The sequence below is a fragment of the Bradyrhizobium macuxiense genome (genome assembly GCF_001542415.1).
Classification (GTDB): Bacteria; Pseudomonadota; Alphaproteobacteria; order Rhizobiales; family Xanthobacteraceae; genus Bradyrhizobium; species Bradyrhizobium macuxiense.
Window position 1 is genome coordinate 155,574 of sequence record NZ_LNCU01000098.1, and the last position, 24,922, is coordinate 180,495.

Here is a 24,922-nt window from a genome sequence, read left to right on the forward strand (position 1 = left end):
CAGCACCATGAAGACCATCATCCTGCTCTCCGGCGTCGCCGACCAGCAATTCGCGCTGCGCGAGCTGTTGAAGGCGCATAATCCCGCTTTGTCGTTCCGCGGCGCAGTGACCGCCGAAGATCTCGCCGCGATCGAGCTCGAGGTGCTGCGCGATGCCCGGCTGCTGGCGTTCACCACCAGCGTGATCGTGCCGGCCGACATCCTGGCGGCGCTCGGCCACGGTGCCTACAACTTCCACCCCGGCCCGCCGCAATATCCCGGCTGGGCGCCGGCGCATTTCGCGCTCTATGACGGTGCGCGCATGTTCGGCACGACGGCCCATCTGATGGCAGAACGGGTCGATTCCGGCCCGATCATCGGCGTCGAATCCTTCATCATCCCCGACAAGATCAGCGTGCGCGGGCTCGAGCAGATGGCCTATGTGCGGCTCGCCCATCTGTTCTGGCGGATGTCACGCGAGCTCGCCCGCAATCCGGCACCGCTCGCCGAGTTGCCGATCGCCTGGTGCGGCGTCAAGAGCACGCGGCAGATGTACCGGGAGATGTGCGAGCTTCCCGCCGGCATCAGCGCCAGCGAGCTGACCCGCCGCATCCGCGCCTTCCACGACGATTTCCGCGACATTCCCTTGACCTTCAGCGTGCACGGCATCCGCTTCCAGCTCGCGACGGCCGCTGCGCAGGCGCCAGAGACGCTCGACGTGATCTCGCCGCCGCTCGCCGCAGCGTCCTGAAGAGCGCACCCGGCGTACTTCGCGCAGAACGCCACCGCCCTGCGCGAAGATCGACGTTAAGGCGCGATGAGATCAGGTTGAATCGTGATCGCGCTTTGGCTTCTTGTTCAAGCATGATCTTTTCGGAAAACCGCTTCACACTTTTCCGGATCATGCTTTAGCCGGCTTGAGCGACGCGCCCTGAATCTTCGGTCGGGGCGAGCTGCTTGTTCCGCTCGAGGCCGGAACTGATGCCGAGCCGGTCAAGCAGGTCGGCATCCCGGTCGCGCTGAGGGTTGCGCGTGGTCAGAAGCACGTCACCGATGAAGATCGAATTGGCGCCGGCTAGGAAGCAGAGCGCCTGCAATTCGTCGGTCATGTATTGCCGGCCGGCGGAAAGGCGTACCACGCTCTGCGGCATCATGATGCGTGCGACGGCGACGAGGCGCACGACCGCGATCGGATCAGGCCGCTCCGCGGTGCTGTTGACCGGCACGCCCTTGACCTCGTTCCAGAGATTGATCGGAACGCTCTCCGGATGGGTGGGCAGGTTGGCAAGCAGCACGAGCATTCCAAGCCGGTCGGTGACCTGCTCGCCCATGCCGATGATGCCGCCGCAACAGACCTTGATGCCGACCTCGCGTACATGGCTCAGCGTGTCGATGCGGTCCTGCAGCGTGCGCGTGGTGATGATCCGGTCGTAATGCTCCGGGGACGTGTCGACGTTGTGATTGTAGAAGTCGAGCCCGGCGTCGCGGAGCCGGATCGCCTGCGCCGGCGTCAGCATGCCCAGCGTGACGCAGGTCTCCATGCCGAGACCCTTGACGGCGCTGACCATCTCGCAGACCTGATCGAGATCGCGATCCTTCGGATTGCGCCACGCCGCCGCCATGCAGAAGCGATCGGCGCCGGCATCCTTCGCGCGTTGTGCCGTCGCGATCACATCCGCCTTGTCCATCAGGCGCGTCGCCTTCAGACCGGTGTCGTAATGGGCGCTCTGCGAGCAATAGCCGCAATCCTCCGGGCAGCCGCCGGTCTTGATGCTGAGCAGGCTCGCGGTCTCGACGTGGTTCGGATCGAAATGGGCGCGATGTACGGTTTGAGCGCGGAAGATCAGGTCGGAGAACGGCAGGTCGTAGAGCACCTCTGCTTCGGCGCGGGTCCAGTCATTGCGGACGGGCTCGGAACCGCTGCCACCTCGTTTTGCGCCCTCAATGTCGATCATCACGCTCTTTCTCCAATTTTTGCATTCACGCCGGGCCCTGCGATCGGCCCGGATCAATGCACTTGATCTGGAGATATGCGTCTATTCCATGGCGCGAGTCCATGCACCTCGTGAGGCGGCAGGCAGTAGTATTCCATGCCGAGGCACTATCCACCGGCCGGACGCCAAGTCGTCTTGACGTCCGGCCGCAGTGCCTTAGGGCAGGATCGGCGGATGGTAGGTGAAGGTCGCCATCAGGATAGCCGCCAGCAGCATCACGATCGGGAAGTGAATGAAGAACTGCACCGACGTATAGCCGATCAGATCCTTCGACTTCAGTCCGAGAATGCCGAGCAGCGGCAGCATCCAGAACGGGTTAATGAAGTTCGGCAGCGTCTCGGCGATGTTGTAGACCATCACCGTCCAGCCGAGATGCGCGCCGATATCGTTGGCCGCCTTCATGATGTAGGGCGCCTCGATGATCCATTTTCCGCCGGCCGAGGGCACGAAAAATCCAAGCAGCGCCGAATAGATTCCGACCAGGAACGAGAACACGGTGGAATTGCTGGAGGCGCCGACGAACCAGTGCGCGATCGTGTCTGACAGCGTCGTACCGTGGCTGTTCGGCACCTTGGTCAGGATCTGCGCAATGCCGGCATAGAAGGGAAACTGCAGCAGCACGCCCGAGACGCTCGGCATTGCCTTGGAGAAGGACTCGATGAGGCTGCGCGGCCGCCAGTGCAGCACGATGCCGAGAATCAGGAAGACGAAATTGTAGGTGTTCAGTCCCGACAGCGTGATCAGCGGATTGCCGGACTCGAATGTCTGCCAGAGCCAGCCGCAGGCGAGGACGGCGATCAGGATCGTCAGGATCGGACTGAACTCGAGCCAGTCGCCGGGGCGCACCGGCTTCTTCGCCTCGATACGATCGTCTCCGAGAACGACGCCAAGATCCTCCGCCGTTTTCGCCTGCGCGGGCGCCGGCGTCGTGAAGTAGCAGATCACCGCCGAGATCACGGTCACCGCCGCGACGGTGAGCATGTTCTGCCAGGTCAGGATGGTTTCCGAGAAGCCGATGACGCCGGTGATCGGCAGCAGCGACGCCGGAATACTGCCGGCATTGGCCTGGAGCTGCGCAGCCGAAGACGTGATGCCAAGCGTGAAGCCGCAGCCGAGACCGAGATAACCGGCGGCGCCGGCCGCCCGGTAGTCGAGCCGGATGTCGGAGCGTCGCGCGATCTCGCGCACCAGCAGGCCGGAGAAGATCAGGCTCAAGCCCCAATTCAGCAGCGACAGGGCGATGCTCAGCATGCCGACGAAGACCACGGCGCCGCGGCCGGTCTTCGGCACGCTCGCCAATCGCGACAGCAGCGCGGCGACCGGCGGCGACATCGCAACCACATAGCCGCCGATCGCAACCAGCGCCATCTGCATGGTGAAGGGGATCAGATTCCAGAACCCATCGCCGAACGCGCGGCTGACCGCAAGCGGCGAGCCGCCATGCAGGATCGCGCCACCGGCCACGGCGACCACCGCGATCAAGACGAAGACATAGGCATCCGGAAACCAGCGTTCCGCGAAGGCAACCAGGGTTTGCGAAAATCGCGCCATGATGTTGTCCGCGGCAGGTTTTCGCAGGTCCACGGTCTGATCGTGCGTTGCATTCGTCATGGATATCATCCCCCTTCCGATGATGCGGTTACGGCCTTGCGTCCTGAATTGATGGTCACAGCGCGAGCGTGAGATCGGTCAGCGGTACCGCCTGGCAGGCGAGGCATTGCCCATCGCTGCCGTCGACGGGACCGAGATGGGTGAATTGTCCGTGGACGACCTGCACGACGCAGCTTTCGCATTGCCCGACGCGGCAGCCGCTCGGCAGCGCGATGCCGGCCGCACTGGCGGCGTCGAGCAGTGTCCCCTGCTCCGGCCCCCACGAAAAACTCTGCTCGCTGTGTGCAAGGCGGATGGTGCGCGGGACGAGGTCGCTCGGGACCGTCGGCGGCGATAAAAAGCTTTCGGCGAAGATGTCGAAGCGCGGCACGCCGAGCGCCGCGGCAGACTCGATCTGAGCCGCTACGAAATCCGGCGAACCGCAGATATAGACAAGCGGACGACGTGCCGAGAGCCGCTTCATCAGCTCGGGATCAAGGCGCCCCTTGCGCAACGAATCGTGGCCGACCGCATCCTGCGCCAGCGGTGCGGAATAGAAGGTCACGCGGGTCAGCTGTGGTGTGCGGGCTTCCAGCTCCGCGAGCCGCCGTGCGAAGGGATGCTCCCGGCTGCTGCGGCAGCCGTGGAGCAGCAGAATTTCGAGAGCACGATCATCCGGCGCAATGCGCTGGAGCGTCTCCAGATGGCTCATGAACGGCGTGATGCCGATACCAGCCGCGAGGAAGATCAGAGGACGCGGTCCCTTCAGCGGCGGCGTGAATACGCCACCCGGAGGCTCCAGCGCCACTTCGTCCCCGATAGCGAGACCGTGCAGACGATCCGGCATGAAGAACGGCGCCTCGCTGCTCCGTGCTTCGTCGAAGAATCGTCCCTTCACCGCGATCGAAAGAACGTGAGGCGCATCACCCGATCCGGTCAGCGAATAAGCTCGTCCTTCCGGAGAGGTGGGCAGCCAAGTCATGACGTGCTGCCCCGGCACAAAGTCCGGCAACGGGCCGCCATCATGTGGCGACAGGTCGAACGCCACGACATTGTCGGCCTCGGCGCGCCGCGCACCGACCACGAACCGCCGCCGGCCGCTCCACACGCCGCGGCTTGCGACCGCATCGCGCCTGATGTCGCAGACCGTCGCACGCAACGGAACCGAGCCGCTGACCGGATCGCGCGCGTCATCATGCAGCACCGCGTTGATGTTGCGCGTGCGATCGCCGGTCGGCGCGGAACGATCGCGGCCAAGCGGCGGACAGTCCTCCCACCAGCCGAATTCGGCAACGACAACGCGCTCGTCGAGCGCTGCGTTGAGGCGGACCTTCAACCGCACCTCGCCGCCGCGCGTCTCCACCACGGCCCAGTCGCCTTCCGCAAGCCCGCGTCGCGCGGCGAGAAGCGAGCTGATCTCGACCGCAGGATCAGGCGACTTCCGCCGCAGCGAGGCGACATGCCGATACGAGGTGTGAATGAACCAGCCGCTCTTGGCGGTGGTGAGCACGAACGGAAACCGTTCGTCGGCGGCCGGCGCGAACGGACTCCCAACAGGCTCGACATGATCGGGCAACGGATCGTAGCCGTGTCCCAGCATCAGCTCCGAATAGAGTTCGACGCGGCGCGTCGGCGTCGCGAAGCCGGTCAGCGTTCCATCTTCGCGCACCGTCGTGTATTTCTCGTCGCGGAAGCTTTGCGGGAAGCGACGTCCTTCGGGATGGTTGCGCAACGCATCGACGTCAACGCCGAGCGGCGCCAACTGGTAATTCCAGCCCGCCTTGACGTCGCCGCCGAAGAACAATTCATCCATTCCAAGCTTGAGCGCGAGCGCCGCGGCGATCTCGTAATCCGCCTTCACGTCGCCGGCCGGTTCGACCATGCGAGGACGAAACTGCACGGTTTCGACGGCCGCCTGCGTGATCTCGAAACCGATCTTGAGCGCATCGCGCTCCCACGGCGTGCTGGCCGGCAGCACGAAGTCGGCGCTTTCCGCGGTTGGGTTCATGAACATGTCGATATGAACCTGGAATTCGAGCGCATTCAGCGCCTCGCGGTTTCGTTCCGAATGCCCCTGCGAGACGACGAAATTGGTGCCGAAGGCGACCAGCGCGCGCACCCGATAGGGTTCGCCGTCGAGCACGGCCCGGCTGAAATCCCGCGCCGTGATCCATCCTTTTGCCGGCGGGCCGAGCGGCAGTTCGGCGAGACCAAGCGCCTTGGCCTGCTGCTCCGGCGGCAGGATGTTGTAATCGTTCAGTGCGCGGGTCGGCGGCGGCACCGGCCAGCGATTGCCGCCGGGCCGATCGCAGGCGCCCGTCAACGCATAGAGCGTCGCGATCGCACGCTCGATCGCGGTCGCGTTGGTATGCTGGCCGACGCCGGTCCAGGAATGGTAGGCGAGGCGTGGCCGCTTGGCGAACAGCGCATTGAACGCTTCGATGTCCTCGACGCGCAGCCACGTCAATTCGGCGACGCGCGCTGGCGTGTAATCAGCAACCCTCGCGGCCAGCAGTTCGAACGCCGTCGCCGCCGAGATCAACCGGCCGTCGCGCGCGCGGATGGATAGCGTACCGCGAAGCTGGCCGGGCGGCGCCTGTGCGTAACGGGTATCGCAAGACGTCGGCGAACCATTTGCGTCGAGACGAACGAAGCTTTCCGGCGCGCCATGCGTCCACAGCGCGTCGGCGCGGAGAAAACGACCCGTCGCGCGATCGACCAGCAGCGGTCCGTTGGTCCACGCGTTGACGAACTCCGCATCGTAATTGCCGGTCGCAATGAGATGACGGATCGCACCCAGCGCCAGCGCAGCATCGGCGCCGGGGCGGATACGCAGCCAAAGACCCGCCTGCTGCCCCGATCCGTTTGGCTTGGGATCGACGACCACGACCTTGGCGCCGCGCCCCCGCGCGTCGGCGATCCGCGTCGCCTGGGCGAGCCAGGTGCGGGCCGGATTGTGGCCCCACAACACAATTGCGTCGGCATTGTCGTAGTCGGGAAAGCCGATGCCCCGGCCGAACGTCAGAGCGTGGGCATAGTCCTTGTGCCAACCGCACACCTCGACCGCGTAGATCAAATTGGGACTGCCGAAGCCGCGGATGAAGCGCTCGACCCACTCGAAGCTATCGACCATCGGCGTGCCGCTCGGCGTCGTGACCCCAAAGGCCACGGCCTCGGCACCGCTCTCGGAGCGGATCGCGCCAAGCCGATTGGCGATCTCTGTCAGCGCCTCGTCCCAGGACACCTCGACCCAGCCAGGATCGGCGGCATCGCGCGGGTTAGTGCGCTTGAGCGGCACGTTCAGGCGACGCGGGCTGGCGACGATTTCCGGCGCTGCACGTCCCTTCGCACAAAGCGCGCCACCGGTCGGATGGTTATTCAATACTTCCACACCGATGAGACGCCCGTCCTCGACCACGGTGACTGCACCGCAGCGCGAACGACAAAGCGTGCAATAGCCGGGCAGCCGCTGTTTCACCTTGATCTCGCAATCCAGCCTGGGTCCATGGTAGTGCGTCTTTATAGTGCGTTACACATTTACGTCACACACTACTAATTCCGTCAAGACCAAGTAATAATCAGGGCCGAATCGGAGTTCCCAACGAGAGGCGGTCGCGACCACCCATGGACCAGAATTTGCGAGAGCAGGTGCTGCAGCGCGTGCGCGCCGAGATCATTTCCGGGCAAAGTCTTCCCGGCACGATGTATTCTGTCCCAAGTCTGGCGGCGAGCCTGGGTGTCTCCTCCACTCCGGTGCGGGAGGCGCTGCTGGAGCTGAGCCGCGGCGGATTGGTCGAGCCGATGCGTAACCGCGGGTTCAAGGTGGTGGAGCCGTCGCTGACCGAGCTGCGCAACCTGTTCGACATGCGCGACGTGCTTGAGCTGCATGCGGCCGCTTTGGTCGCCGCGAATCCCCCGCAGGATCTACCTGTCGTGCGCAACTGGGCCGACCAGATCGCAAGGGCTGTCGAGAGCGACGACGTGCAGCTCTACCTGGAAGCCGACCGCAATTATCACCGGGAGTTCGTCGCGGCCGCCGGCAATGAATTGCTGACCGAGACCGTGATGGGCCTGCGCGACAAGATGCGCCTCTACGGCATCCGCTCACGCGCGGGCCTGGAGCGGCAGCAGGCGTCGGTCCCCGAACACTATCGGCTGATCGAGCTCGCGCTGGCCGGCGCGACCGAGGCGCTGACGACCTTGCTGAGGAGCCACATCCGCTCCTGGGAGCCGATCTTCGTCGACGCGCTGCTGCGCTCGAAGGAATACGCCCGCGAACCATTGTCGCGCCAGGCGCGCAGCTGACGCAGCGGCGTGCCAGATCGCACGGGACTAATGCGCGTCTGCCGCGGCCGGACCTTGGGTGGACTTCTGCCGGAAATGAAAAAGGCCCGGACGGGCCTATCCTTACGAGTGGTGGGCGCACCAGGGCTCGAACCTGGGACCCGCTGATTAAGAGTCAGCCACGGGTCAAGCACAATCAATGACTTACCGGTCGCACGGCCGCGCTTATCCGGCTGAAAATGGGCATTCGTCGCAGATCATGTGCTTCGCTCGCTGCGCTGCCTATCCGAGTGGTCAGGACGTTTATCGATCTGTGCAGGAGGGCTGGTTCTTCGTCGGGAAGAGGCCTCACTGTGTTGCCGGTACTGTTTGCTCGAATGGTCTGTTTTCGGCAATGAACCTCGCGGCCAGCACCAATGCGCCCATCGAGAATTCCTTACCATGCGCTGCGATCATGCGCTCGGACAGCTCCGCGAGCTCCTGGAAGAACTGATCCTTGCTTTCGGCTTCGTTTGGCACCTGGGTCGCTGTCATGAATTTCCTCCTGATCATCGCGCCAAGCCGCTCGGCCTTTTCGGCTCGCGGCTATTTGAAAATGTGTGGTGGGAACGTCACGATGGCCGCCTCCCCGTCGCGTGTTCCAACTGCAAGATGCTGGCCGTCGCGAGACCATCGGAGGACCTGCACCGCGCCGCGGCCGGGCGATTTGACGATCAGCTCGTCGCCTTGCCCGATCTTGGCAACAACAAGCCTGCCGTCGTCGTAGCCTGCCGCGACCAGAGGGCGCTCCGGGTGCATCGCTACCGTCTCGACGAGGACAAATCCGGCGTGGCCGGTGACGACACTCGTCGGCCGTTCGCTTCCCGCATCGAGGCTGGAGACGTCCCAGGCGACGATCCTGTGGGCTCCGCTGGTCAAGAGGATACGGGAGTCCGCACTCCACGAGAGCGAAGTGACATCTGCAGGATAGTTGGCAATACGGACAGTCCGCGAGTCCGCGAGGCGCACCAAGGCAATACCCGTTTCCGCAATGGAAGCGGCCAACCAGCTCCCGTCGGGACTCCACGACAAGGCGGAGACCGAACCCAACACATAGGAGGCGACGGGATCGGGCCGTGCCCCGAAAGCGCGAACCAGCAGACCCCCAGCGGTTCCCATCGCAAACCGCCGGCCATCCGGCGACACGGTCATTGCGGAGGCACGGCCTCCTGCGCGCTGCTGAAGCCAGCCGACATCGCCATCGGCGCGATAGAATATGACCGTTCCGTCGGAAGCTGCGAGTACGCCACCATCCGGGACCGCGGCGAGGAGATCGATGGCGGCTCCGTGATTGGCGGCGACGCGCGTGACGCCGGATGCCGACACCTCCAGCAACCGGTCCCCCTCGCCTGCCACGAAGCCCGACGTCCCAAGGGAGCCGAGCTGAAGCGGAGCATCGCCGATGGTCACTTGCATCAAGGGCGGCACCGGTTTCCGTCGCGGTGAAATCGTCATACGACCCTCGTCGAGCGCAACACGACAACGATCCTGCGGCGGCTCAGGGTCCTTGAGCGGCGCAATCGCCAGCCCACCATCGGCGAGCGCGAACGCAATCCCATCTCCCGCGGGATCGAACATGGCATCGATCACGGGTGCCCCTATCGTCCAATGCCGCCCAAGCAGTTCGTAGAGTGTGGCGGTCTCTGCTTCGATCATGTCCATCGGTCGCCTCACATTACGATCAACTTACCTGCTGGCGGCAATGCACCTGTCCAGTTCCTCAAGACGTCCCTCCAACTCGGCGCACAGCGCATCGCAAGCCGCGATTTCGGCATTTGCTCTCTGCAAGCGCTCGCGTGCGTCCTCAAGTGCGCCGGCGACCGCTTGCGCGTTGCCGGTTGCCGCAATCTCCAGCTCGATCCGGTGAAGCTCGAATTCGGCGCCACCGCCAAGCTGGCGATTGTGCAAATTGCGCGACTGGACTGCCGATATCTGCTGAACAACCTGTAGACGCAGGTTCAACATCTCGACAATGGTCGGGCCGGCGTCACTCATGCATCAGCCTCGATCTGGGCCAGGATACGCTGCAGGCCACTGACATCGGATACGAAGTGCTGTTGCGCATCGCTGATGTGGGACTGCAGCGAATCCCACAGATCGACCCGCAGCAGCCGCGCCGGATCGCCGGCCATCGTCTCGAGGGCCTGCAGGCCGAACTGATGCCGCAGCCCGATTCCATGCAACACGAAGTCCGTCAGCTCGCGTGCATGCATTTCGATAAAAGGACGCAACAGCGGATGGGCACCATAGTTGATGCCTCGCCTTGCGAGCTCGGTCTCGATGAAGCCCACAAAATGTCTGGTCAGCAAATCGCGGCTTTCGCCGACCAGATGCACCATGAAGGTGACGTCACGATCAGCGCGCTCTAGCAGCTGCGTCGCCAGCGTCGCTGCGGCAGACGGCCCTTCTTCCCCCCTCGGCTCATTCCAGACATTCGCCATACCTGATCCTGTCCTCAGGTCCGGGAGCGATATTGGTGGAGTTTGCGATACAGCGTGGCGCGCGAAAGCCCGAGCTTTTCGGCGGCGGCGGCAATATTTCCGCCGGCGTTCGCGACGGCCCTCTCGATGGCACGACGCTCCATCTCGTCGAACCGCGCTATCTCTTCGCTATCCGATGTTGGCCGATGATCCGTAGGCTGTGACACAGCATGCGACGGGACGGCCACTTCCAGGAAATCCTCCGGCAAGTCCCTCGGTGTCACGATGCCGGTGAGCGTCATCAAGACCAGGTGCTCGATGAGATTGCGCAATTCTCGAACGTTGCCCGGCCACGAATAGTGCCGCAGCAGTTCCATCGTGGTGGCCTCGAAACGAGGCGGTTGGGTGCTGTAAGTTGTCGCGAAGTGTCGACTGAAGTGATCGATCAATATCTCGATGTCGCCGGTACGATCGCGCAGCGGCGGGATCGTGATCTTGACGACACCAACCCTGAAATACAGGTCCTTGCGGAACCGTCCTTCCGCTACCTCCTGCTTCAGATTCCGATTGGTCGATGCGACAAGCCGGACGTCAACCGGACGCGGTTTGCTGTCGCCGAGCCGGNCCCGCTCCTCAAGCACGCGGAGCAGATACGGCTGGAGATCCAGCGGCAGTTCGCCAATCTCGTCGAGGCTCAGCACGCCGCCGTGGGCCAGTTCAAATCGTCCAGGCTTCCCTTCACGCGTGGCACCGGTGAAGGCGCCGGGAGCATGGCCGAACAGCTCGCCACCGAGAAGCTCCTTGGAGACCGCACCGCAATTGAACGCAACGAAGGGTTCCTTGCCGGTCTTTTGACCGGCCGCGTGAACAAGACGAGCGAAAAGCTCCTTGCCGACCCCGGTCTCGCCTTCGAGCAGGATCGCCGACCGTCCGAGTGCAGCTCGCTCGACCTTCTCGACCGCCTGAAGCAGGACTTCACTGCAGCCGATCACCGCCTCCTTGGCGGATAAGAGTGCCGCGGAGGCCGTCGGCGCCATCCGGGATTCGGTCAGATTTACACGTGGCTTCGACGCAAGCACCAGCATCGCGCCCTTCACGGCACCGTCGATCACCAGCGGCTCGATCCGTTGCTCGCGCAATCCCTCCGGCAGCCCCCTGACGAGGTCTGCGGCCAGGACACCTTCGCTGCTTGGAAGCAGCTGCATTCCGATACTCAAGTCCTGCGACTGCGCAATCCGTCGCAAGCGATTCGACGCCATCTCGTTGTGATGAACGACCCTGCCGAACCGATCGAGAATGACGACGCCATCAGCACTGTTCATTCCCGGCATGCGCGAGATGCTCGCTTCGAGAAGCCGCATTCGCTCGATGCGAATCTTTTCCGAGAGCGCCAGCTCGATGTGGTTGGCCGCGATGACCGCCAGCGCGACGTTGTGCCGGTGAAAGATCGCCTGCGGTCCGGAGAAATCCACGATGCCGATGATGCTGCCGTCGATCGGGCTGCGAATCGGGCTCCCGACACAGGTCCATGCCTTGATGCCCTCGGAGAAGTGCTCGGCGGCATGGACATGCACCGGCCTTCCTGTGACGAGCGCAGTACCGATGCCGTTGGTGCCGGTTATCGTCTCGCTCCAGGCCGCGCCGACTTCGAGGCGAATATCGTGTCCTGCATCGATCGTCCGTTGATCGCCGCCCACTTCCAGCACGACGGCGTTCTTGTCGGTGATGATCAACATCGTGGCCGCGTCGCCAAGCACCGCCGCCACACGGCGGAAGGTCTCGGCGCTCGAACCGAGCAGGTCATCATTCTTCAGACGCAACTCATACAGATCGTCCGGAGAAGCGACCAGATTGCTGCCCTTGCCACGCGCATTGACTCCGGACTCGACACTACGCTGCCAGGAGGCCTCGATGATCCCCCGGACCGGCGCATTCTTGCGCCTGAGGTCTCCAAACGTCAGAAAGTCTTCCCACGCCCTGTTGGTTTCGCTCTCATCATACGGCCGCCCTTGTTCCCCTTCCGTGGCGTCCGGGGCTTTGTAGCCTTCCAGGGAAAACGGCGGCTTGGCCATGAACGTTTCCGTCAGCATTGGAGCACCATACTCACGTTGGCAAACAGCACACCCGATGGGCAGAAACGACCGAGCAGACCTGGCCGGGATCGTCATCCCGGCAGGCCCGACCCTCGGCGATCATTCGACGCTCTTGGCGATCGCGTTCAACCCGAGGCGGCCTGCGATGATCCGTTCAAGTCGCTCCTCGTCGGCCTCGTCGCACACACTCGCCCCCTCGAGATCAACAAGAGCCTTGTACATGTCCTCGTCCATCGGCTCGAAGATGCCGTTCGAGCGCGTCGCCAAAGCGAGGCATCGCGATTGGCCCTTGCCCTTCAGCTCCCCGATGAAATGCAGCTGCCGGCCGGACGCGAGATCAGCGATCACGACACGGCCGTTGAGGCTGATCCGCACATAGGGTTCGGCTTCTTTCGGCGCGGCCGACGGCGTGGACCAGAGTTTTCCGGATGGCTGTGGCTGCTGAGGAGGCGTGGGATTTCGCAGCTGCTGCCAGCGACCGCCCGTCAGATGGTTGGCGACCGCGTCAATCTTGCTGCGGTTCTTTTGAATGAAGTCCTTCGCCGCCACCTGCTCGCGGTGCGGACCATCGCGCTTGGAGATGATATAGACCACGTTGTTTCCTCCTCCGACCCGCTCCGTTCACTGTGAAGGCTTGTTGCAATCGGCCTCTGTAGCGCGGAGTCTGCAAGATTGTAGCTCGTTCTCGATCGTTGTCACCGTCCAATCATCTGCTCGAAGCCTACGCCGTCGTCGCCGTCAAGCGTGTCGCCCCGACCTTGAAGGCATGACCGCGACGATAAACTCGGCAATGTACTTCCCAATAACTTCTCTCTCGTATCTACCTGACCGCTGCGGCGGACCATCCGTCCGCAACTTCCCCGGTCTCCAAGCGAACGCAACGGAACACGCACCGCTATCCGGATGCCTCACGCCCGACCAAGCTTCTCCGCGCCCCCCCCCAGTGCCGGTCCCTGTGTTGGATCGATGTAATCCGGCGCGTCGGCGACCAACGTGTTGGTCGTCAGCACCAGCGTGGCGACCGACGCCGCATTGCGCAGCGCCGTGTATGTCACCCGAACCGGGTCAACGATGCCGGCGGAGATCATGTTGATGAACTGGCCGTTCGCTGCATCGAATCCGACGCCCGCCGGCGCGCGCTGCAACTCGGCAATGACGCTGTCCGCATCATGGCCGGCGTTCCGCGCAATGAAGGCAGCAGGACGGGACAGGGTCTCGCGCACCAGCTTGATGCCCTCACCGAGGTCTCCATTGATGTTGCCCAGGGCGCGCGCGACGATCGGCGCACACTGCGCCAATGCGGTGCCGCCACCGGGCACGATGCCCTCCTCGGCGGCGGCCCGCGCGGCGCTCAGCGCATCGTCGATCAGCTGGATCGTGCGCTTTTGCTCGACCGGTGTGACGCCACCCGCGAAGATCACGGCAGTGCCGCCTGAAAGCTTCGCCAAGCGCTCCTTGAGCTTGTCCTGTTCGATGTTCGGCGGTGCCACCTCGTGCTGCTTGGCGACCTGCTGGCGCCGCGCGGCGATCGCCGCGTTGTCACCGCCGCCGCGTATGACCACCGTCTCGTGCGCACTGGCCCGTACCTGGCGCGCCGTCCCGAGATCGGAGAGCCCCGCCTCCTCCAGTCTGCCGCCGAGTTCGCGGGCAATCACGCGTCCACCGGTAATGATGGCGAGATCGTCCATCATCGCCTTGCGCCAATGACCATAGTCCGGCGGATTGACCACCAGGACCTTGCCGCGATTGCCGTCGCCAAGCAGCGTAGGCACGACCTCCGGCGCGATCTCCTCGGCGACGATGACAAGCGGCCGTCCGCTGGGAGCGACCACAGCGCGTATCGCGGACAGCTCGCCCGGCGTCTTGATCTTCAGGTCGGTCAGAAGGATGTAGGGCTGATCGAGCACCACCTCCATCTTCTCGACATCCGTCACCATATGGTGGGAGATGTAGCCGCGGTCGAAGGACATGCCTTCCACGACCTCAAGCGTCGTCTTCGTCGTCAGGCCATAATCGGAACTGATGATGCCGTCCTTGCCGACCCGCTCCACCGCCTCGGCAATCAGACCACCCAGATGGGCGTCAGTGGATGCAATCGTCGCCACAGCCTGCAGCGTCTTGCGATCCGATACCGCGACTGCCGAACCCTTCAGGATCTCGACGACGACCTCGACGGCGCGATCGATACCCTTGCAGAGATCCACGGCCTTGGCGCCGCGCTCGAGGGCTGCGACGCCACCCTGGATCAAACCGTTTGCGAGCACCATCGCCGTCGTCGTGCCGTCGCCGGCGACTTCGTTGGTCTGCATCGAGACCTCACGGACAACCTGCGCACCCATGTTTTCGAAGCGATCAGGCAGCTCGATCTCGGAGGCGATGGTGACGCCATCGCGGGACACGATCGGCGTACCGATCGGCCGGTCGACCATCGCGTTCATGCCTTTCGGGCCGAGCGTGGTTTCGACCGCAGCGGCAAGCTTCTGGACGCCCCGTGCAAGAGCGCGGCGGGCTTCGATGTCATGCAACAGAATCTTCGGCATTGGCTTCACTCCCCAGACAATCCTGTCTCGTTTCGTTGGGCGGACTTGCTGACCGCTCCGGCTGTTCGCTCTCGCGGTCGCTGGGTGGCCTCACGAGGGCACGATGCTATGCTTCTCCGCGCTCACGACCGGCAAGGCGACAGACTGTCCGGCACAGCCGCTGCCGCAGGCTGCGCACGAGGCGCGGGACGCGCCTCCGGCCTTGTCCACATCGGGCTCGCCGTTGCGGGCGGCCAGCAGCCCCCGACACAGCGCGCTGTTGAACTCCATATTGATCCGCACGCCGCGCAACCGCTGCAAATATGGTGTCATTTCGTGCGGCCTGATGGGACGCCCTTCGTAAGTAACGAACGCACGGTCACCGGGGAGAGCGCCTAAATCCCGCTCAGCCAAAATTTGCCGGTACCGGGCCTTCTGCCGTGCAACTTCCTCCGCATCGAAGTCGATGTCATCGAAGCTGCGCAGATCCATCCGGCAGATCGCCGGATCCTCAAAACCGACGCCACGCAACGCAAGTATCATGAACTCCTGGCGCCGTTCGAACGCCTTGCGGTGGAATTTCTCCCGCAGCTCATCGAGCGATCCGCCGGGTGCAAAATCCTTGAGCGCCTCACCGAACGGCTTGCCCTCGCGGACACCCCGGTTGATCTCCTCAGCGACCATATGATCGCGAAGCCGCGGCCGTGCCTCGCGAACCCACGGCAGCGACGACACCGCCTTGCGCATGTCGTCGGCCATGAGAAATGCGAAGTTCGCCGAACACCAGTAAGTCGGCAACCGGAAGACGATGTCGACTCCATCGTTATCATCTACAGTCACGTGCTCGATGAATCCGAGCTCGGTCACGGCCTCGTCGAGTTCGGGGTCGGTCACCGACGCGAGGCATTTCCATACCTCGCTGGCCTTCCGGTCATGCTCCAGGAGCGGCGCGCCCATGTGTCGTCAGCCCGCTGCGATCGGGTGAGGCGCTTTCGCCAGCTTGGCTTTCTGGGCTTCGACGTCCACGCCGTAGAGGCGGGCGGCATTGAGACCCAGGATCTTCTTCTTGGCCTGTGGCGTCAGGTCGACCCCGTGCTCCTGCTTCAGATCCTCGGGCAGCTCGAAGTTCCAGAACTTCTCCACCAGCCAGCGCGGCGTCCAGATCGCGTAGTCGCTGCCGAAAAGCAGCTTGTCCTCGCCCACCCAGAACAGCAATTCGCTGATCACTTCGGCGAAGTACCGCGGACGCCCATGGATGAAAGGCAGCGCCACCGCAAGACCGCCAAAGACGTTGGTCTCCTGCACGGCGATCCAGCAGAAATCGTCGAGCCTGGGCAGGCCGCAATGCTCGATGATGAAGTTCAGGCCCTGGAAGTCGGTCGCCGCGTGATCGACGTCATGAACATCGAACGCGTCCTTGTCCAGCGGAATGATGGTCGGCCCCTTGTGGACGTGGATGTTGGTGATACCGAGCTTCGCGCAGAGCTCGAAGCAGCGATAGGCGTTGGGGTCAGTCAGCTTCCAGCCGCGCGAGTCTCCCTTCCACTCGGCCGTGTAGAGCTTGACGCCCTTGATGCCGAACGTCTCCTTCATGTAGTGAATGTATTCGAGCGCTCGCTCGCCATCGCGCGGATCGAAGGCGCCGTTCACGATGAAGCGATCCTTGTATTTCTTCGCCATCTCGGCATTGCGGTCGATCGTGTTGAAGCCGTTCTTGTAGAATTCGGTCAGATAGGTCGACTGCACGATCGCCATGTCGTCGGGTCCATCGACAAAGAGATCCTGATACATCTGCTCGGCACTGTATTTCTCGAACTGGTCCTTGGGCCAGAGCTTGTCCTTCGGACTGAGCGAGCTGTGGTAGGCGTAGAAGCAATCGATGAACTGCTTACCGTGAATATTGAGCTGATTGGCCGGACTGCCGTCCCAGAAGTGGGTATGACCGTCGACAACGAAAATTTCCTCGCCGGTGGGAGTTATGAACATGATGGTCTCCAAGCGTCCTTGTTGGCTTTGTTCGATCAATCAACGCGCCGCGCCTGCGCGAAAGCACTCCTGAGAAGTCGTGGAGCCGCCTCACCGCGGCTCCACTGCGTCAGGTCGCCTCACTCGATGAATTCGAGCACCTCGTCCATGTTGCCGAACAGCGTCACCGTATTGTCGTCGATGCGCACCATGCGCCCGTAATGGGTCGAGGTATTCACTTCGAAGATCTCGGCGGTCATGTCCTTGCCGAGAATCTCGCTGATCTCGTCCATCTTGAAGACCAGCTTGCCCTCGCCGTCGATGCGGATCAGAGCCGGCTGATAGGTCACGATGACGCCGGGCTTCTTGCCCATGAACTCGGCGATCGCGCGGGCTTCCACGCTGTCGTTCATGGTCACCCCGCACTGATGCGAGATCGTCTGCTTGAAGACGAGGTCACCCATCTTCTGAAAAATGTTCTGATTGGTCGCACTTCTGGAAGCAACGGACATTGCAATCTACTCCTTGGGAAGGACGAGACCGAGCTCGCCGAGAATCTTCTTGATGCGTTCGACCGACTGCGCGCGGGCGTCGGCGTACTGTACCGGCTTCGAGTGCGGCTGCGACCAGATCGGCTGCAAGCCTGCCGCCGCCTTGTTGGCGAACGCCACATGCTTGGTCACCCAGCCCTGGAACAGCTTCTTGTTGTCGGCCGCGTGCTGGTTGTCGGTCACGAGCAGATGCATCAGGTCGATCGCGTTCGCGAGATTGCGCTCGTAGTCGGCCTCTGCCGCCGATATGACCGACGGTGTGATGAAGTCGCCGTTCGGCGAAGCCACCTGCATCAGGAATTTGCTGCGGAACAATTCGCCGACCAGTGGCTCGAACACGATGTTGGTGGCGAAGTACTGCTCGAGATAGTCGCCTGATCCCATGATCGCTTCGATCGCTTCCCTTGTGCCCTGCCAGCCCTTGTCTTCGAGCCAGGCGTGCTTGCCCGCGTTGTCGTCGAAACCCGGGATATCCATGCCGATCTCGGCGAGATACAACGTGATGTCCTGCGCAAGGCGTAGCTTGTACGACGAGTTCGTCAGCGTCGCGTTGTTGATCATCTGGGTGTAGCCGTAGCGCTGCGCCTGCATCAGCGACGTACCGAGGCCGAACTCGGCGTGCTTCCACGCACCAAGGTGGGTCTGTAGGATCTTGACCCACGACTTGTCGAATGCCTTCGGCGCCCCGGACTTGCGGCCGTTGGCGATCACCGATTGAACCATGCCTTCGATCTTGGACTGACGCTGATAGTGGGTCCGCTCCCACTCCTGGTCGGGAGCGCGGAACGCATGCCAGTTCGAGCTCATCGCCGCCGTGGCGTCCTTGTAATAGGCTCCCTTCCCGTTGGGGAAGGCGATGATCCAGTTCTGCAACAGATAGCGTTCCGGATCGGGCTGCACGTCGACGGTCACGTCCTCATAGTGCGTGGCCCGCTTGGCGCGCGGCTCGAAATACCGGTATCTGCGGCTGTCCGAGTCCGGAAATATCGCAGCACCTGCTGCACCGGATCCCACTGAAACATTTGGAACGGCAGTCATGGTCTTATTCCTCCCATTGCTGGCTTTGCATTTGGCTGGATCGGCACTTGGAACTCCTGGAAAGGCTCGGGCTGTTGGGCTCTTAGTTGCTTGCTGGCGTGAACTTGTCGAAGAAGATGCGGTCTGAGGCGACGTCGTTCATATGCAGCACCGGCGTCAGCGCCTCGATCATCGGCGACGGTCCGCAGGCATAGACGTCGACGTCTTCGCCGTACGCGGCGTCGCGAAGATGTGCTTCGACAACTTCGTGCACGAAACCCTTTGCCCCGTCCCAGGCGGTGTCGTCGGCCGCGTGGGAGAGCACCGGAATGAAGTTGAATTCCGGATGCTCGGCCGCGAGCTCCGCAAAGCGATCGAGATAGAACAGGTCGTTCCGCGTCCGGGCGCCGTAGAAGAAGTGCACCGGACGCACTTCGCCGGAGCCGAGATGATCGTGCAGGATCGACCACAGCGGCGACATTCCTGATCCGCCACCGACCAGGATCACCGCTCCGGTTCGGCCTTCTCGCCGGAAGCAGGTCCCGTAAGGTCCCTTGATCCCGACTGTGGTTCCGATGGCAAGATCTCCGTCGAGTCGGGAGGAGAAGCGTCCGTTCGGATACTTTTTGATGATGAATGCGAGCTTTTGGCCCTCGACCGGCGAATTTGCCATGGAAAACGAGCGCGTAATCGTCTCTGCCCCCGGGAGCGTGATGTCGGCATATTGACCCGCCCAGAACTTCAGAGGTTGCTCCAGCGAGATCTCGAGATGCCGGATGTCATGGGTCAGTGCCGAGACGCTTGTGACCGTGCCGGTGAAGTTCTTGACCGGGATCGATTTCGACAGCAGCTCCTCGTCATAGTTGAGCAGCTCCACCTCGAGATCCGAATAGGCCAGGGTCCGGCACAGCAGGATGTAGTCCTGGCCTCGCTCGATCTCGTTGAGGGCGAAAGTCGAGTATTTCTTGAGTTCGACTTCGCCTCCGGTAAGAACGCATTTGCACGCCGAGCACTGTCCCTCCTTGCATCCATGCGGCAGCGCGATGCCCTGGCGGAATGCGGCGTCGAGAACGGTTTCGTTCTCCTCCACCTCGAATTCTACGCCTACCGGCTGCAGGCGAACGACATTAGCGGGCGCGCCCATATGGGCCTCCTCAAGCCAAGGCTGGCGTTTCTTCCGGAGATTGATGATCGGGAAGGAGCCGGCGCGAGCCGGCTCCTTCCGTTGGGCTCAGTTGCAGGGATTGATGGTGAAGCCCTTGCGATACTCGGCCAGATGCGCTTCACGATCCGCCGGGCTCATCGCCCGCAGCGTCTCTAGCGGACTCTTGAGGATGTGGCCGCGGACATCGTCGAGCGTCCACATCTCCTTCGCGTCGAAGCGCAGATGCGGCTGCGCCACCAAGGTCTTGCCGTCGGTGCGGACGAAGCCGAGATCCTTGATGGCGTCGGCCATATCCACATTGTGGTAGACGCTTTCCCACTCGCGACGGCCGCTGAACCGCCCCATCGCCGGGGTCGGACGACCCTGGTATTCGCCGGCGAAGGCATTGACCGCCGTCCAGCGATCGAGCTCGTGGGCGAAGGTGTGGAGCTTGCCGTCGATCTCGTCCGTGACGATGTCCTCACGGATCAGGCAGGGCACCAGGCACGACCAGCAACGATGCGGATAGACGTAACCGACGTCGCCGTTGAAGAGGATGTTGGTCTGGCCGCGATGCGACAGCTTCTCGTACCATTTCCAGAAATTGCCGAACTCGGCATACCAGCCCGGATACTTGTGCTCGAACCACTCGAAGTCCTTCTCGGTCTGGGCCTCGATGCGCCAGAAGTTCGCCGACCAGCCGACGGCGAAGAACTGTCCGACCTTGTGCACGTACTTCTTGTCGGTCAGGCGCTTCCAGGCGAGCTGGACGTCGTCATGGTGGATCTTGATGCCGTACTTCTCGAGCGGCAGCATATAGGTCCGATAGTAGTCCTCGAAGATCCAGCGGTGCCACATCTCCGCGTAGGACTCCTTGTTCTTGTCACGGTTCGTGGTGCCGTACTCGATAAACGTTCCTATCGCCGCGTCGACGATGGCGTGATTCTGCCAGAAGGCGTAGCGCAGGTCGCGCTCAAGCAGCAGGTGATTCTCGGGCTCCTTCAGCATCGACATCAGCAACGAGTGGCCGTTGCCGATATGGCGGCTCTCGTCCGACTGAACCGAGAGGAACACGGTCGGCAGCGCGTAGTCGCCGTTGCGGGCGGCTTCCGACGGCATCGCGACGAACAGCGTGTTGGTGAACGCGGTCTCGGCAACCACGGTCAGGTAGATATTCGCCGCAGTGATCGCATCGCCCGTGAGGAAGCCCTCACCGAACTGACGGCCGATCGTGGTGGCGTAGCACTTGCCGAACGCCTCCTCGGTGATGTCGAACCCGGCCGGGTCGATGTAGTTCTCCATGTACCACTTCTTGAGATTCATCTGGATCGTCGAGTGACGGAATTCGTCGACCATCTGCATCGTGAAGCCGGTGCGGAGATCCTCACCCGGAGCCAGGCGGCCGACCATGGCCATCGAACGCGCCGCCGAGATTTCCGGGAACGGGATGATCGCCAGGAACAGCTTCATCCATTCGACCCAGCGCGGCTCGACGTTGCGGAACATGTCGCCGCGCAACGCGGCATCGAGCGCGCCGTAAACGCGGTTGTCCTTTTCCTCCTGCATCGGGAAATAGGAACGAAGGACCTGCTTCATCGGATCCTTCGGCGCCTTTGTGATCTTGTAGTCGGTGGGGAAGGTCATCGCCTCCTGGACGTAGGAGGGATTCCACCCGAGATCTGCAATCTTCTTTGCAGCCTCGCCCACGGAAATGCCGCGCTGGGCGGTGATCTTGTTGAGCGTTAGCGTTCCAGACATCTAGTCTTTCCTCCTGATCGGGTCAGAAACCACATCGATATTCCGCTTGCCCGGACTCCATGGACCGGGCGTCGCCTACCCGTGCGTTACGGGCCACCTCGCGGCCGTTCGCACGGCCGGACGCTTGATATCGGCAAGGGTCTCGGAGATGCCTGTGGTGCACTGCAAGGGTGATCAGGACCGATCGGAACTGCATTCCAACGATCGTAATGTTTCATCCCGCACATGATGCGCCCTCGGCCAAGCATCCCCTTCCCTCGTTCTTTTCGCGGCTCGCCCCAGCTGGAGCAGTCGGCGTTGTTATGCGATCACGAGCTTTGCAATGGGCGTGCCAGCTCGTTCGAGGAGCTCGCCGGATCGTTTCCAGCCAGATTGATGCCGAAATGCGTTTCGGTGGCGGCGTCGGACTTGCGCCGCCCATGGCTGAGCGAGATGCACCTTGCGACTGCAATTGCAGAATGAGATTCGCGAGCAGCGAATAAGTCTGGGGTGCGCGGCAATATTTGCACTGCAAGAGAACGGCGCGCCCGGGACACCGGCAGGGCTTCGCCGGACACGATCGCCGCACGACGCATGAACCTTGGATCCGCAGCGTAGTGTACGCTGGACGCGGCGCCGGTGTTCGGAGCCTCACAGGATCAAGAGGGATCACCCGGTTTCACTGGGCGACGGACCGACTTCTTGTCCGCGACGCTTGGTGGACCAAGCTGGCAACTCGCTTTTGCTCGCGCGGACGACCGGGGATTTGGCGCAACGGTAGAGCACGTCGGGTGGCTCACGCGCGCGACCCAGCGGTCGCAATAAAGCGCGTAACAATCATGACCGCAGAACGGCAGCTCGGTCCTGAGTTCCTTCAGATAGCTCGCACCGATCGGCCTGCTGCAAAGCATGCAGAATGTCCTTCGGGACAGCGTGCGGCCATTGACCAGGATGAACCTCATGGCGCCCCTCAATGCGAAGACATGCGCTGCCGCTCGGCAATCGGCGACCAGTCCGCGCGTGCTTCGCCGGAACTGCCCGCAACGTTATTTGCAACGGCCGTGCCAGATAACCCTCAATTTCTTTCGACCGCTTCGCGGATGACCGCGCCCGCGAGCGACCGCGAACCTCGACTTGAGAGCGTTCGCGACGCAAATTGCGACAAAGATGCAAATTGAGACTCGTGACGACCTGCCGTTGCGTTTCTTCCATAGGCGTTTGCGCTGCACCATGATCCAGATGCACGGAAATCCATCGCGAGCGAATACTCGCGATGGATGACGCGCTTCGTCTCAAGGAATCAAAACTGCGCGTCCATGGATCTTGCCGGCGTTGAGATCGTGCAGCGCCTTGTTGGCGTCGGCGAGACGATATTCGGCGGTCGCGAGTTCAACCAATCCTCGATCTGCGAGTGCCATCAATTCCGTCAACTCTGCCCATGTACCGACCAGGTTGCCGATGATGTTTTTCTCGGTAATGACCATGTCAACGGTCGGAACGCGGATATCCTCGCCGTAGCCGACGACATAATAGCTGCCCATCGGGCGGGTCATCGCCAAACCCTTGGCCGTCGTGCCTTTCTCACCAACGAAATCGATCACCGCCTCTGCGCCGTTGCCGGCCGTCAGGGCGAGAACGGTCTGCACTTCGTCGCCGTCAGCCTTCACCAGGTGATCGGCTCCTGACTTTTCGGCCAGCTTCAGTGATGCTTCGGACTTGTCGACTACGATAACGTCCGCCGCACACATTGCCTTGAGGCACTGGATTGCAATGTGCCCCAGTCCACCCGCACCGACAACGACGCAGAATTCGCCCGGCAAAAGATGACGCGTGGCTTTTTTTACCGCGCGATAGGCCGTAAGTCCCGCATCCGCGTAAGGCGCCACCTCCTTTGGCGCAAGCGTCCGCGGCAGCGGCACGATGTTGCGTTCCGAGGTGCAGAGGAATTCCGCATAACCGCCGTTGCAGTCGAGGCCTGGAAACGTGCCTGGACCGTGCATGTCGAAGCCACGGCGGCAGGCAAGACAGGTCCCGCCGGTGATCTTCGGGTGAACGATGACGGGATCGCCCTTCTTCAGTCCCTCGACCTCCTTGCCAACCTCTTCGACCCAGCCCGCATTCTCATGCCCCATGATGATCGGAAGCAACTTGTCGCCGGTCGGATCCATATGCGGCTTCCATACGCCCTCGATGATATGAAGGTCGGTCCTGCATACGCCGGCTCCGCCAATGCGGACAATGACATCAGTAGATTTCGCCAGCTTTGGATCCGGCATGTTCTCTTCGTTGACCCATCGGTCGTTGACGAGCTTCTCATCATAGGTTCTCAACACTTGCGCCTTCATGTTCTCCTCCGTACACCCAGCGAACTTCGCGCTCGCCTTAGCCGAGCCGGCTCAGCATTTTTCGTGCCAGCGAGCCGGCTATTGCAGCGCAGCGCGACTGCTCATGTGCTTGAGAAAAGCGAAAATCCGCACCCACCGACCACGGGAGACGTGCGATCAATCTCGTACCGGCCGGAGAGCAATCTGCGCATCGACAGATGACCAAGGCGCGATGCGACTAGTACCCGGAATCAGAGTTGATTGATACGGCGGCCCTTGAAACGGCGTTGACGGATCTTTTTCTTGGTCCAGACGAAGGGCTCGGCTTTGTCGTTGTAGGCGTTGACGTAGGCATCGATGTGTTCCTGAAGCTGCTTGAGGCTTGTGAAGGAGGTGCCGCTGAGCGACTGCCCCTGCAGGATTGAGAACCATACCTCGATCTGGTTGAGCCAGGACGCACTCGTCGGTGTGAAATGGAATTGCACATTGGGATGGGCCTTGAGCCAGCTCTCATTCTTCTTGTGGGTGTTGAGGTTGTCGAGGATGACGTGAAGCTTTCGGCCCGGAAAGGCCGCGGTGAGGCTGTTCATGAAATCGAGAAACTCGACACGGCGACGGCGTTTTGAATGCGTAGCGATGATCTTTCCGGTGGCGACTTCGAGCGCTGCAAACAATGTCGTGGTGCCATGCCGCTTGTAATCGTGGCTCTGGCCGGTCAAGGCGCGGCCATTGGGCAACTTCAGATAGCCCTGCGCTCGCTCCAAAGCCTGGATCGAGGGCTTCTCGTCCACGCAGAGCACAATAGCCTTCGCCGGCGGGGCGACGTAAAGGCCAACGACATCGGCGGCTTTGGCCGTAAAGTTCGGGTCGTTGCTCTCACACCAGGACTTGCGAGCCGCGAGGTCAATCTTGTGGCTGCGCAGGAACCGCCAGACATATTGGACGTCAACATCGCCTAGCGCCTCGGCCAGCAGAGGGCCGGTCCAGCGCGCAAACCCTTGCGGGGGCGGCTTATCCAGCAGCTTCAGAATCCGCTTGTCGGTCGTCTTCGTATAGATCGGCTGCTTGCCGGGCCGCGGCTTGTCTTGCAGCCCTTCAAGGCCTTGGTCGGCATAGCGATGCCGCCAAACGCTGACAATCCGCGGCTGGACCCCAACTTCCTTGGCGATCGACCGGGTGCTGCGCCCGTCCGCCGCTAACAGGACTATCCGCGCCCGCTTCAAATCGCGCTGCAATGTCATCGGTGAGCGACAACACGCCTCAAGC

General features: G+C 62.4%; 21 protein-coding genes and 1 pseudogene. 2 read left to right on the forward strand and 20 right to left on the reverse strand.

Annotated elements, in window-relative coordinates:
• Positions 1-7: 7 nt before the first annotated feature.
• Entirely contained in the window at positions 8-730 is a 723-nt protein-coding gene (locus tag AS156_RS29890; protein WP_066512314.1) for a formyltransferase family protein, read from the forward strand.
• 157 nt (positions 731-887) lie between these two features.
• Here the strand turns inward: AS156_RS29890 and bioB are convergent, their stop codons facing one another.
• From bioB to AS156_RS29905, 3 genes are all read right to left on the reverse strand, one after another.
• Complete coding sequence (gene bioB / locus AS156_RS29895) at positions 888-1,934, reverse strand: biotin synthase BioB (RefSeq protein WP_066512317.1); 1,047 nt, start codon at positions 1,932-1,934, stop codon at positions 888-890.
• A 195-nt stretch (positions 1,935-2,129) separates the two neighbouring features.
• Entirely contained in the window at positions 2,130-3,584 is a 1,455-nt protein-coding gene (locus AS156_RS29900; protein ID WP_066512321.1) for a short-chain fatty acid transporter, read from the reverse strand.
• A gap of 55 nt (positions 3,585-3,639) precedes the next feature.
• A complete protein-coding gene (locus AS156_RS29905) occupies positions 3,640-7,041 on the reverse strand; it encodes a molybdopterin-dependent oxidoreductase (RefSeq protein WP_066512324.1) in 3,402 nt (1,133 codons plus the stop codon).
• 170 nt (positions 7,042-7,211) lie between these two features.
• On the opposite strand from AS156_RS29905, the gene AS156_RS29910 reads away from it, so the two are divergent.
• Positions 7,212-7,868: a GntR family transcriptional regulator gene (locus tag AS156_RS29910; RefSeq protein WP_245313133.1), complete on the forward strand. Its 657-nt coding sequence runs from the start codon at positions 7,212-7,214 to the stop codon at positions 7,866-7,868.
• 327 nt (positions 7,869-8,195) lie between these two features.
• On the opposite strand, the gene AS156_RS29915 is transcribed toward AS156_RS29910, so the two are convergent.
• The 17 genes and pseudogenes from AS156_RS29915 to AS156_RS29985 form a co-directional block, all read right to left on the reverse strand.
• On the reverse strand, positions 8,196-8,381 hold the full coding sequence (locus AS156_RS29915) for a hypothetical protein (protein ID WP_066512385.1): 186 nt from the start codon (positions 8,379-8,381) through the stop codon (positions 8,196-8,198).
• Between the two features lie 51 nt (positions 8,382-8,432).
• On the reverse strand, positions 8,433-9,548 hold the full coding sequence (locus AS156_RS29920) for a WD40 repeat domain-containing protein (protein ID WP_066512331.1): 1,116 nt from the start codon (positions 9,546-9,548) through the stop codon (positions 8,433-8,435).
• A gap of 24 nt (positions 9,549-9,572) precedes the next feature.
• On the reverse strand, positions 9,573-9,881 hold the full coding sequence (locus tag AS156_RS29925) for a hypothetical protein (RefSeq protein ID WP_066512333.1): 309 nt from the start codon (positions 9,879-9,881) through the stop codon (positions 9,573-9,575).
• The gene (locus AS156_RS29930) at positions 9,878-10,225 is read right to left on the reverse strand and encodes a hypothetical protein (RefSeq protein WP_245313134.1); all 348 of its coding nucleotides are present in this window, start codon (positions 10,223-10,225) and stop codon (positions 9,878-9,880) included. Before AS156_RS29930 ends, AS156_RS29925 begins: the two co-directional genes overlap by 4 nt.
• A gap of 116 nt (positions 10,226-10,341) precedes the next feature.
• Positions 10,342-10,930 (reverse strand): AAA-type ATPase lid domain-containing protein (locus AS156_RS45110; protein WP_245313135.1); only part of this gene is annotated, 589 nt, incomplete at its 5' end.
• A 1-nt stretch (position 10,931) separates the two neighbouring features.
• Positions 10,932-12,474, reverse strand: a pseudogene (locus tag AS156_RS45115) (sigma-54-dependent Fis family transcriptional regulator); the annotation flags it as partial.
• 24 nt (positions 12,475-12,498) lie between these two features.
• A complete protein-coding gene (locus tag AS156_RS29940; RefSeq protein ID WP_066512337.1) occupies positions 12,499-12,993 on the reverse strand; it encodes a hypothetical protein in 495 nt (164 codons plus the stop codon).
• Between the two features lie 314 nt (positions 12,994-13,307).
• On the reverse strand, positions 13,308-14,939 hold the full coding sequence (gene groEL, locus AS156_RS29945; protein ID WP_066512340.1) for a molecular chaperone GroEL: 1,632 nt from the start codon (positions 14,937-14,939) through the stop codon (positions 13,308-13,310).
• Between the two features lie 90 nt (positions 14,940-15,029).
• Positions 15,030-15,875, reverse strand: a complete 846-nt coding sequence (locus AS156_RS29950) for an iron-sulfur cluster assembly protein (RefSeq protein WP_066512341.1) — start codon at positions 15,873-15,875, stop codon at positions 15,030-15,032.
• A 6-nt stretch (positions 15,876-15,881) separates the two neighbouring features.
• Complete coding sequence (locus AS156_RS29955) at positions 15,882-16,904, reverse strand: amidohydrolase family protein (RefSeq protein ID WP_066512389.1); 1,023 nt, start codon at positions 16,902-16,904, stop codon at positions 15,882-15,884.
• Between the two features lie 119 nt (positions 16,905-17,023).
• Complete coding sequence (locus tag AS156_RS29960; RefSeq protein WP_066512343.1) at positions 17,024-17,395, reverse strand: MmoB/DmpM family protein; 372 nt, start codon at positions 17,393-17,395, stop codon at positions 17,024-17,026.
• Positions 17,396-17,401: 6 nt separating this feature from the next.
• The gene (locus AS156_RS29965) at positions 17,402-18,472 is read right to left on the reverse strand and encodes an aromatic/alkene monooxygenase hydroxylase subunit beta (protein ID WP_066512346.1); all 1,071 of its coding nucleotides are present in this window, start codon (positions 18,470-18,472) and stop codon (positions 17,402-17,404) included.
• Positions 18,473-18,554: 82 nt separating this feature from the next.
• A complete protein-coding gene (locus tag AS156_RS29970; protein ID WP_066512347.1) occupies positions 18,555-19,595 on the reverse strand; it encodes a 2Fe-2S iron-sulfur cluster-binding protein in 1,041 nt (346 codons plus the stop codon).
• Between the two features lie 87 nt (positions 19,596-19,682).
• Entirely contained in the window at positions 19,683-21,353 is a 1,671-nt protein-coding gene (locus AS156_RS29975) for an aromatic/alkene/methane monooxygenase hydroxylase/oxygenase subunit alpha (protein WP_066512348.1), read from the reverse strand.
• A 308-nt stretch (positions 21,354-21,661) separates the two neighbouring features.
• Positions 21,662-21,928 carry a hypothetical protein gene (locus AS156_RS42440; protein ID WP_136626496.1) on the reverse strand — a complete coding sequence of 89 codons (267 nt, stop codon included), beginning with the start codon at positions 21,926-21,928 and terminating at the stop codon, positions 21,662-21,664.
• Between the two features lie 696 nt (positions 21,929-22,624).
• Complete coding sequence (locus AS156_RS29980) at positions 22,625-23,677, reverse strand: NAD(P)-dependent alcohol dehydrogenase (protein ID WP_066512349.1); 1,053 nt, start codon at positions 23,675-23,677, stop codon at positions 22,625-22,627.
• Between the two features lie 230 nt (positions 23,678-23,907).
• A partial coding sequence (locus AS156_RS29985; RefSeq protein ID WP_082747544.1) for an IS630 family transposase occupies positions 23,908-24,922 on the reverse strand: 1,015 nt, incomplete at its 5' end.

Bases quoted from the DNA above. Each gene is read 5' to 3' on its own strand.
- AS156_RS29890 (WP_066512314.1), top strand. From the start codon at position 8: ATGAAGACCATCATCCTGCTCTCCGGCGTCGCCGACCAGCAATTCGCG.
- bioB (WP_066512317.1), bottom strand. From the start codon at position 1,934: ATGATCGACATTGAGGGCGCAAAACGAGGTGGCAGCGGTTCCGAGCCC.
- AS156_RS29900 (WP_066512321.1), bottom strand. From the start codon at position 3,584: ATGACGAATGCAACGCACGATCAGACCGTGGACCTGCGAAAACCTGCC.
- AS156_RS29915 (WP_066512385.1), bottom strand. From the start codon at position 8,381: ATGACAGCGACCCAGGTGCCAAACGAAGCCGAAAGCAAGGATCAGTTC.
- AS156_RS29920 (WP_066512331.1), bottom strand. From the start codon at position 9,548: ATGGACATGATCGAAGCAGAGACCGCCACACTCTACGAACTGCTTGGG.
- AS156_RS29925 (WP_066512333.1), bottom strand. From the start codon at position 9,881: ATGAGTGACGCCGGCCCGACCATTGTCGAGATGTTGAACCTGCGTCTA.
- AS156_RS29930 (WP_245313134.1), bottom strand. From the start codon at position 10,225: ATGGTGCATCTGGTCGGCGAAAGCCGCGATTTGCTGACCAGACATTTT.
- groEL (WP_066512340.1), bottom strand. From the start codon at position 14,939: ATGCCGAAGATTCTGTTGCATGACATCGAAGCCCGCCGCGCTCTTGCA.
- AS156_RS29950 (WP_066512341.1), bottom strand. From the start codon at position 15,875: ATGGGCGCGCCGCTCCTGGAGCATGACCGGAAGGCCAGCGAGGTATGG.
- AS156_RS29955 (WP_066512389.1), bottom strand. From the start codon at position 16,904: ATGTTCATAACTCCCACCGGCGAGGAAATTTTCGTTGTCGACGGTCAT.
- AS156_RS29960 (WP_066512343.1), bottom strand. From the start codon at position 17,395: ATGTCCGTTGCTTCCAGAAGTGCGACCAATCAGAACATTTTTCAGAAG.
- AS156_RS29965 (WP_066512346.1), bottom strand. From the start codon at position 18,472: ATGACTGCCGTTCCAAATGTTTCAGTGGGATCCGGTGCAGCAGGTGCT.
- AS156_RS29970 (WP_066512347.1), bottom strand. From the start codon at position 19,595: ATGGGCGCGCCCGCTAATGTCGTTCGCCTGCAGCCGGTAGGCGTAGAA.
- AS156_RS29975 (WP_066512348.1), bottom strand. From the start codon at position 21,353: ATGTCTGGAACGCTAACGCTCAACAAGATCACCGCCCAGCGCGGCATT.
- AS156_RS42440 (WP_136626496.1), bottom strand. From the start codon at position 21,928: ATGCGTCGTGCGGCGATCGTGTCCGGCGAAGCCCTGCCGGTGTCCCGG.
- AS156_RS29980 (WP_066512349.1), bottom strand. From the start codon at position 23,677: ATGAAGGCGCAAGTGTTGAGAACCTATGATGAGAAGCTCGTCAACGAC.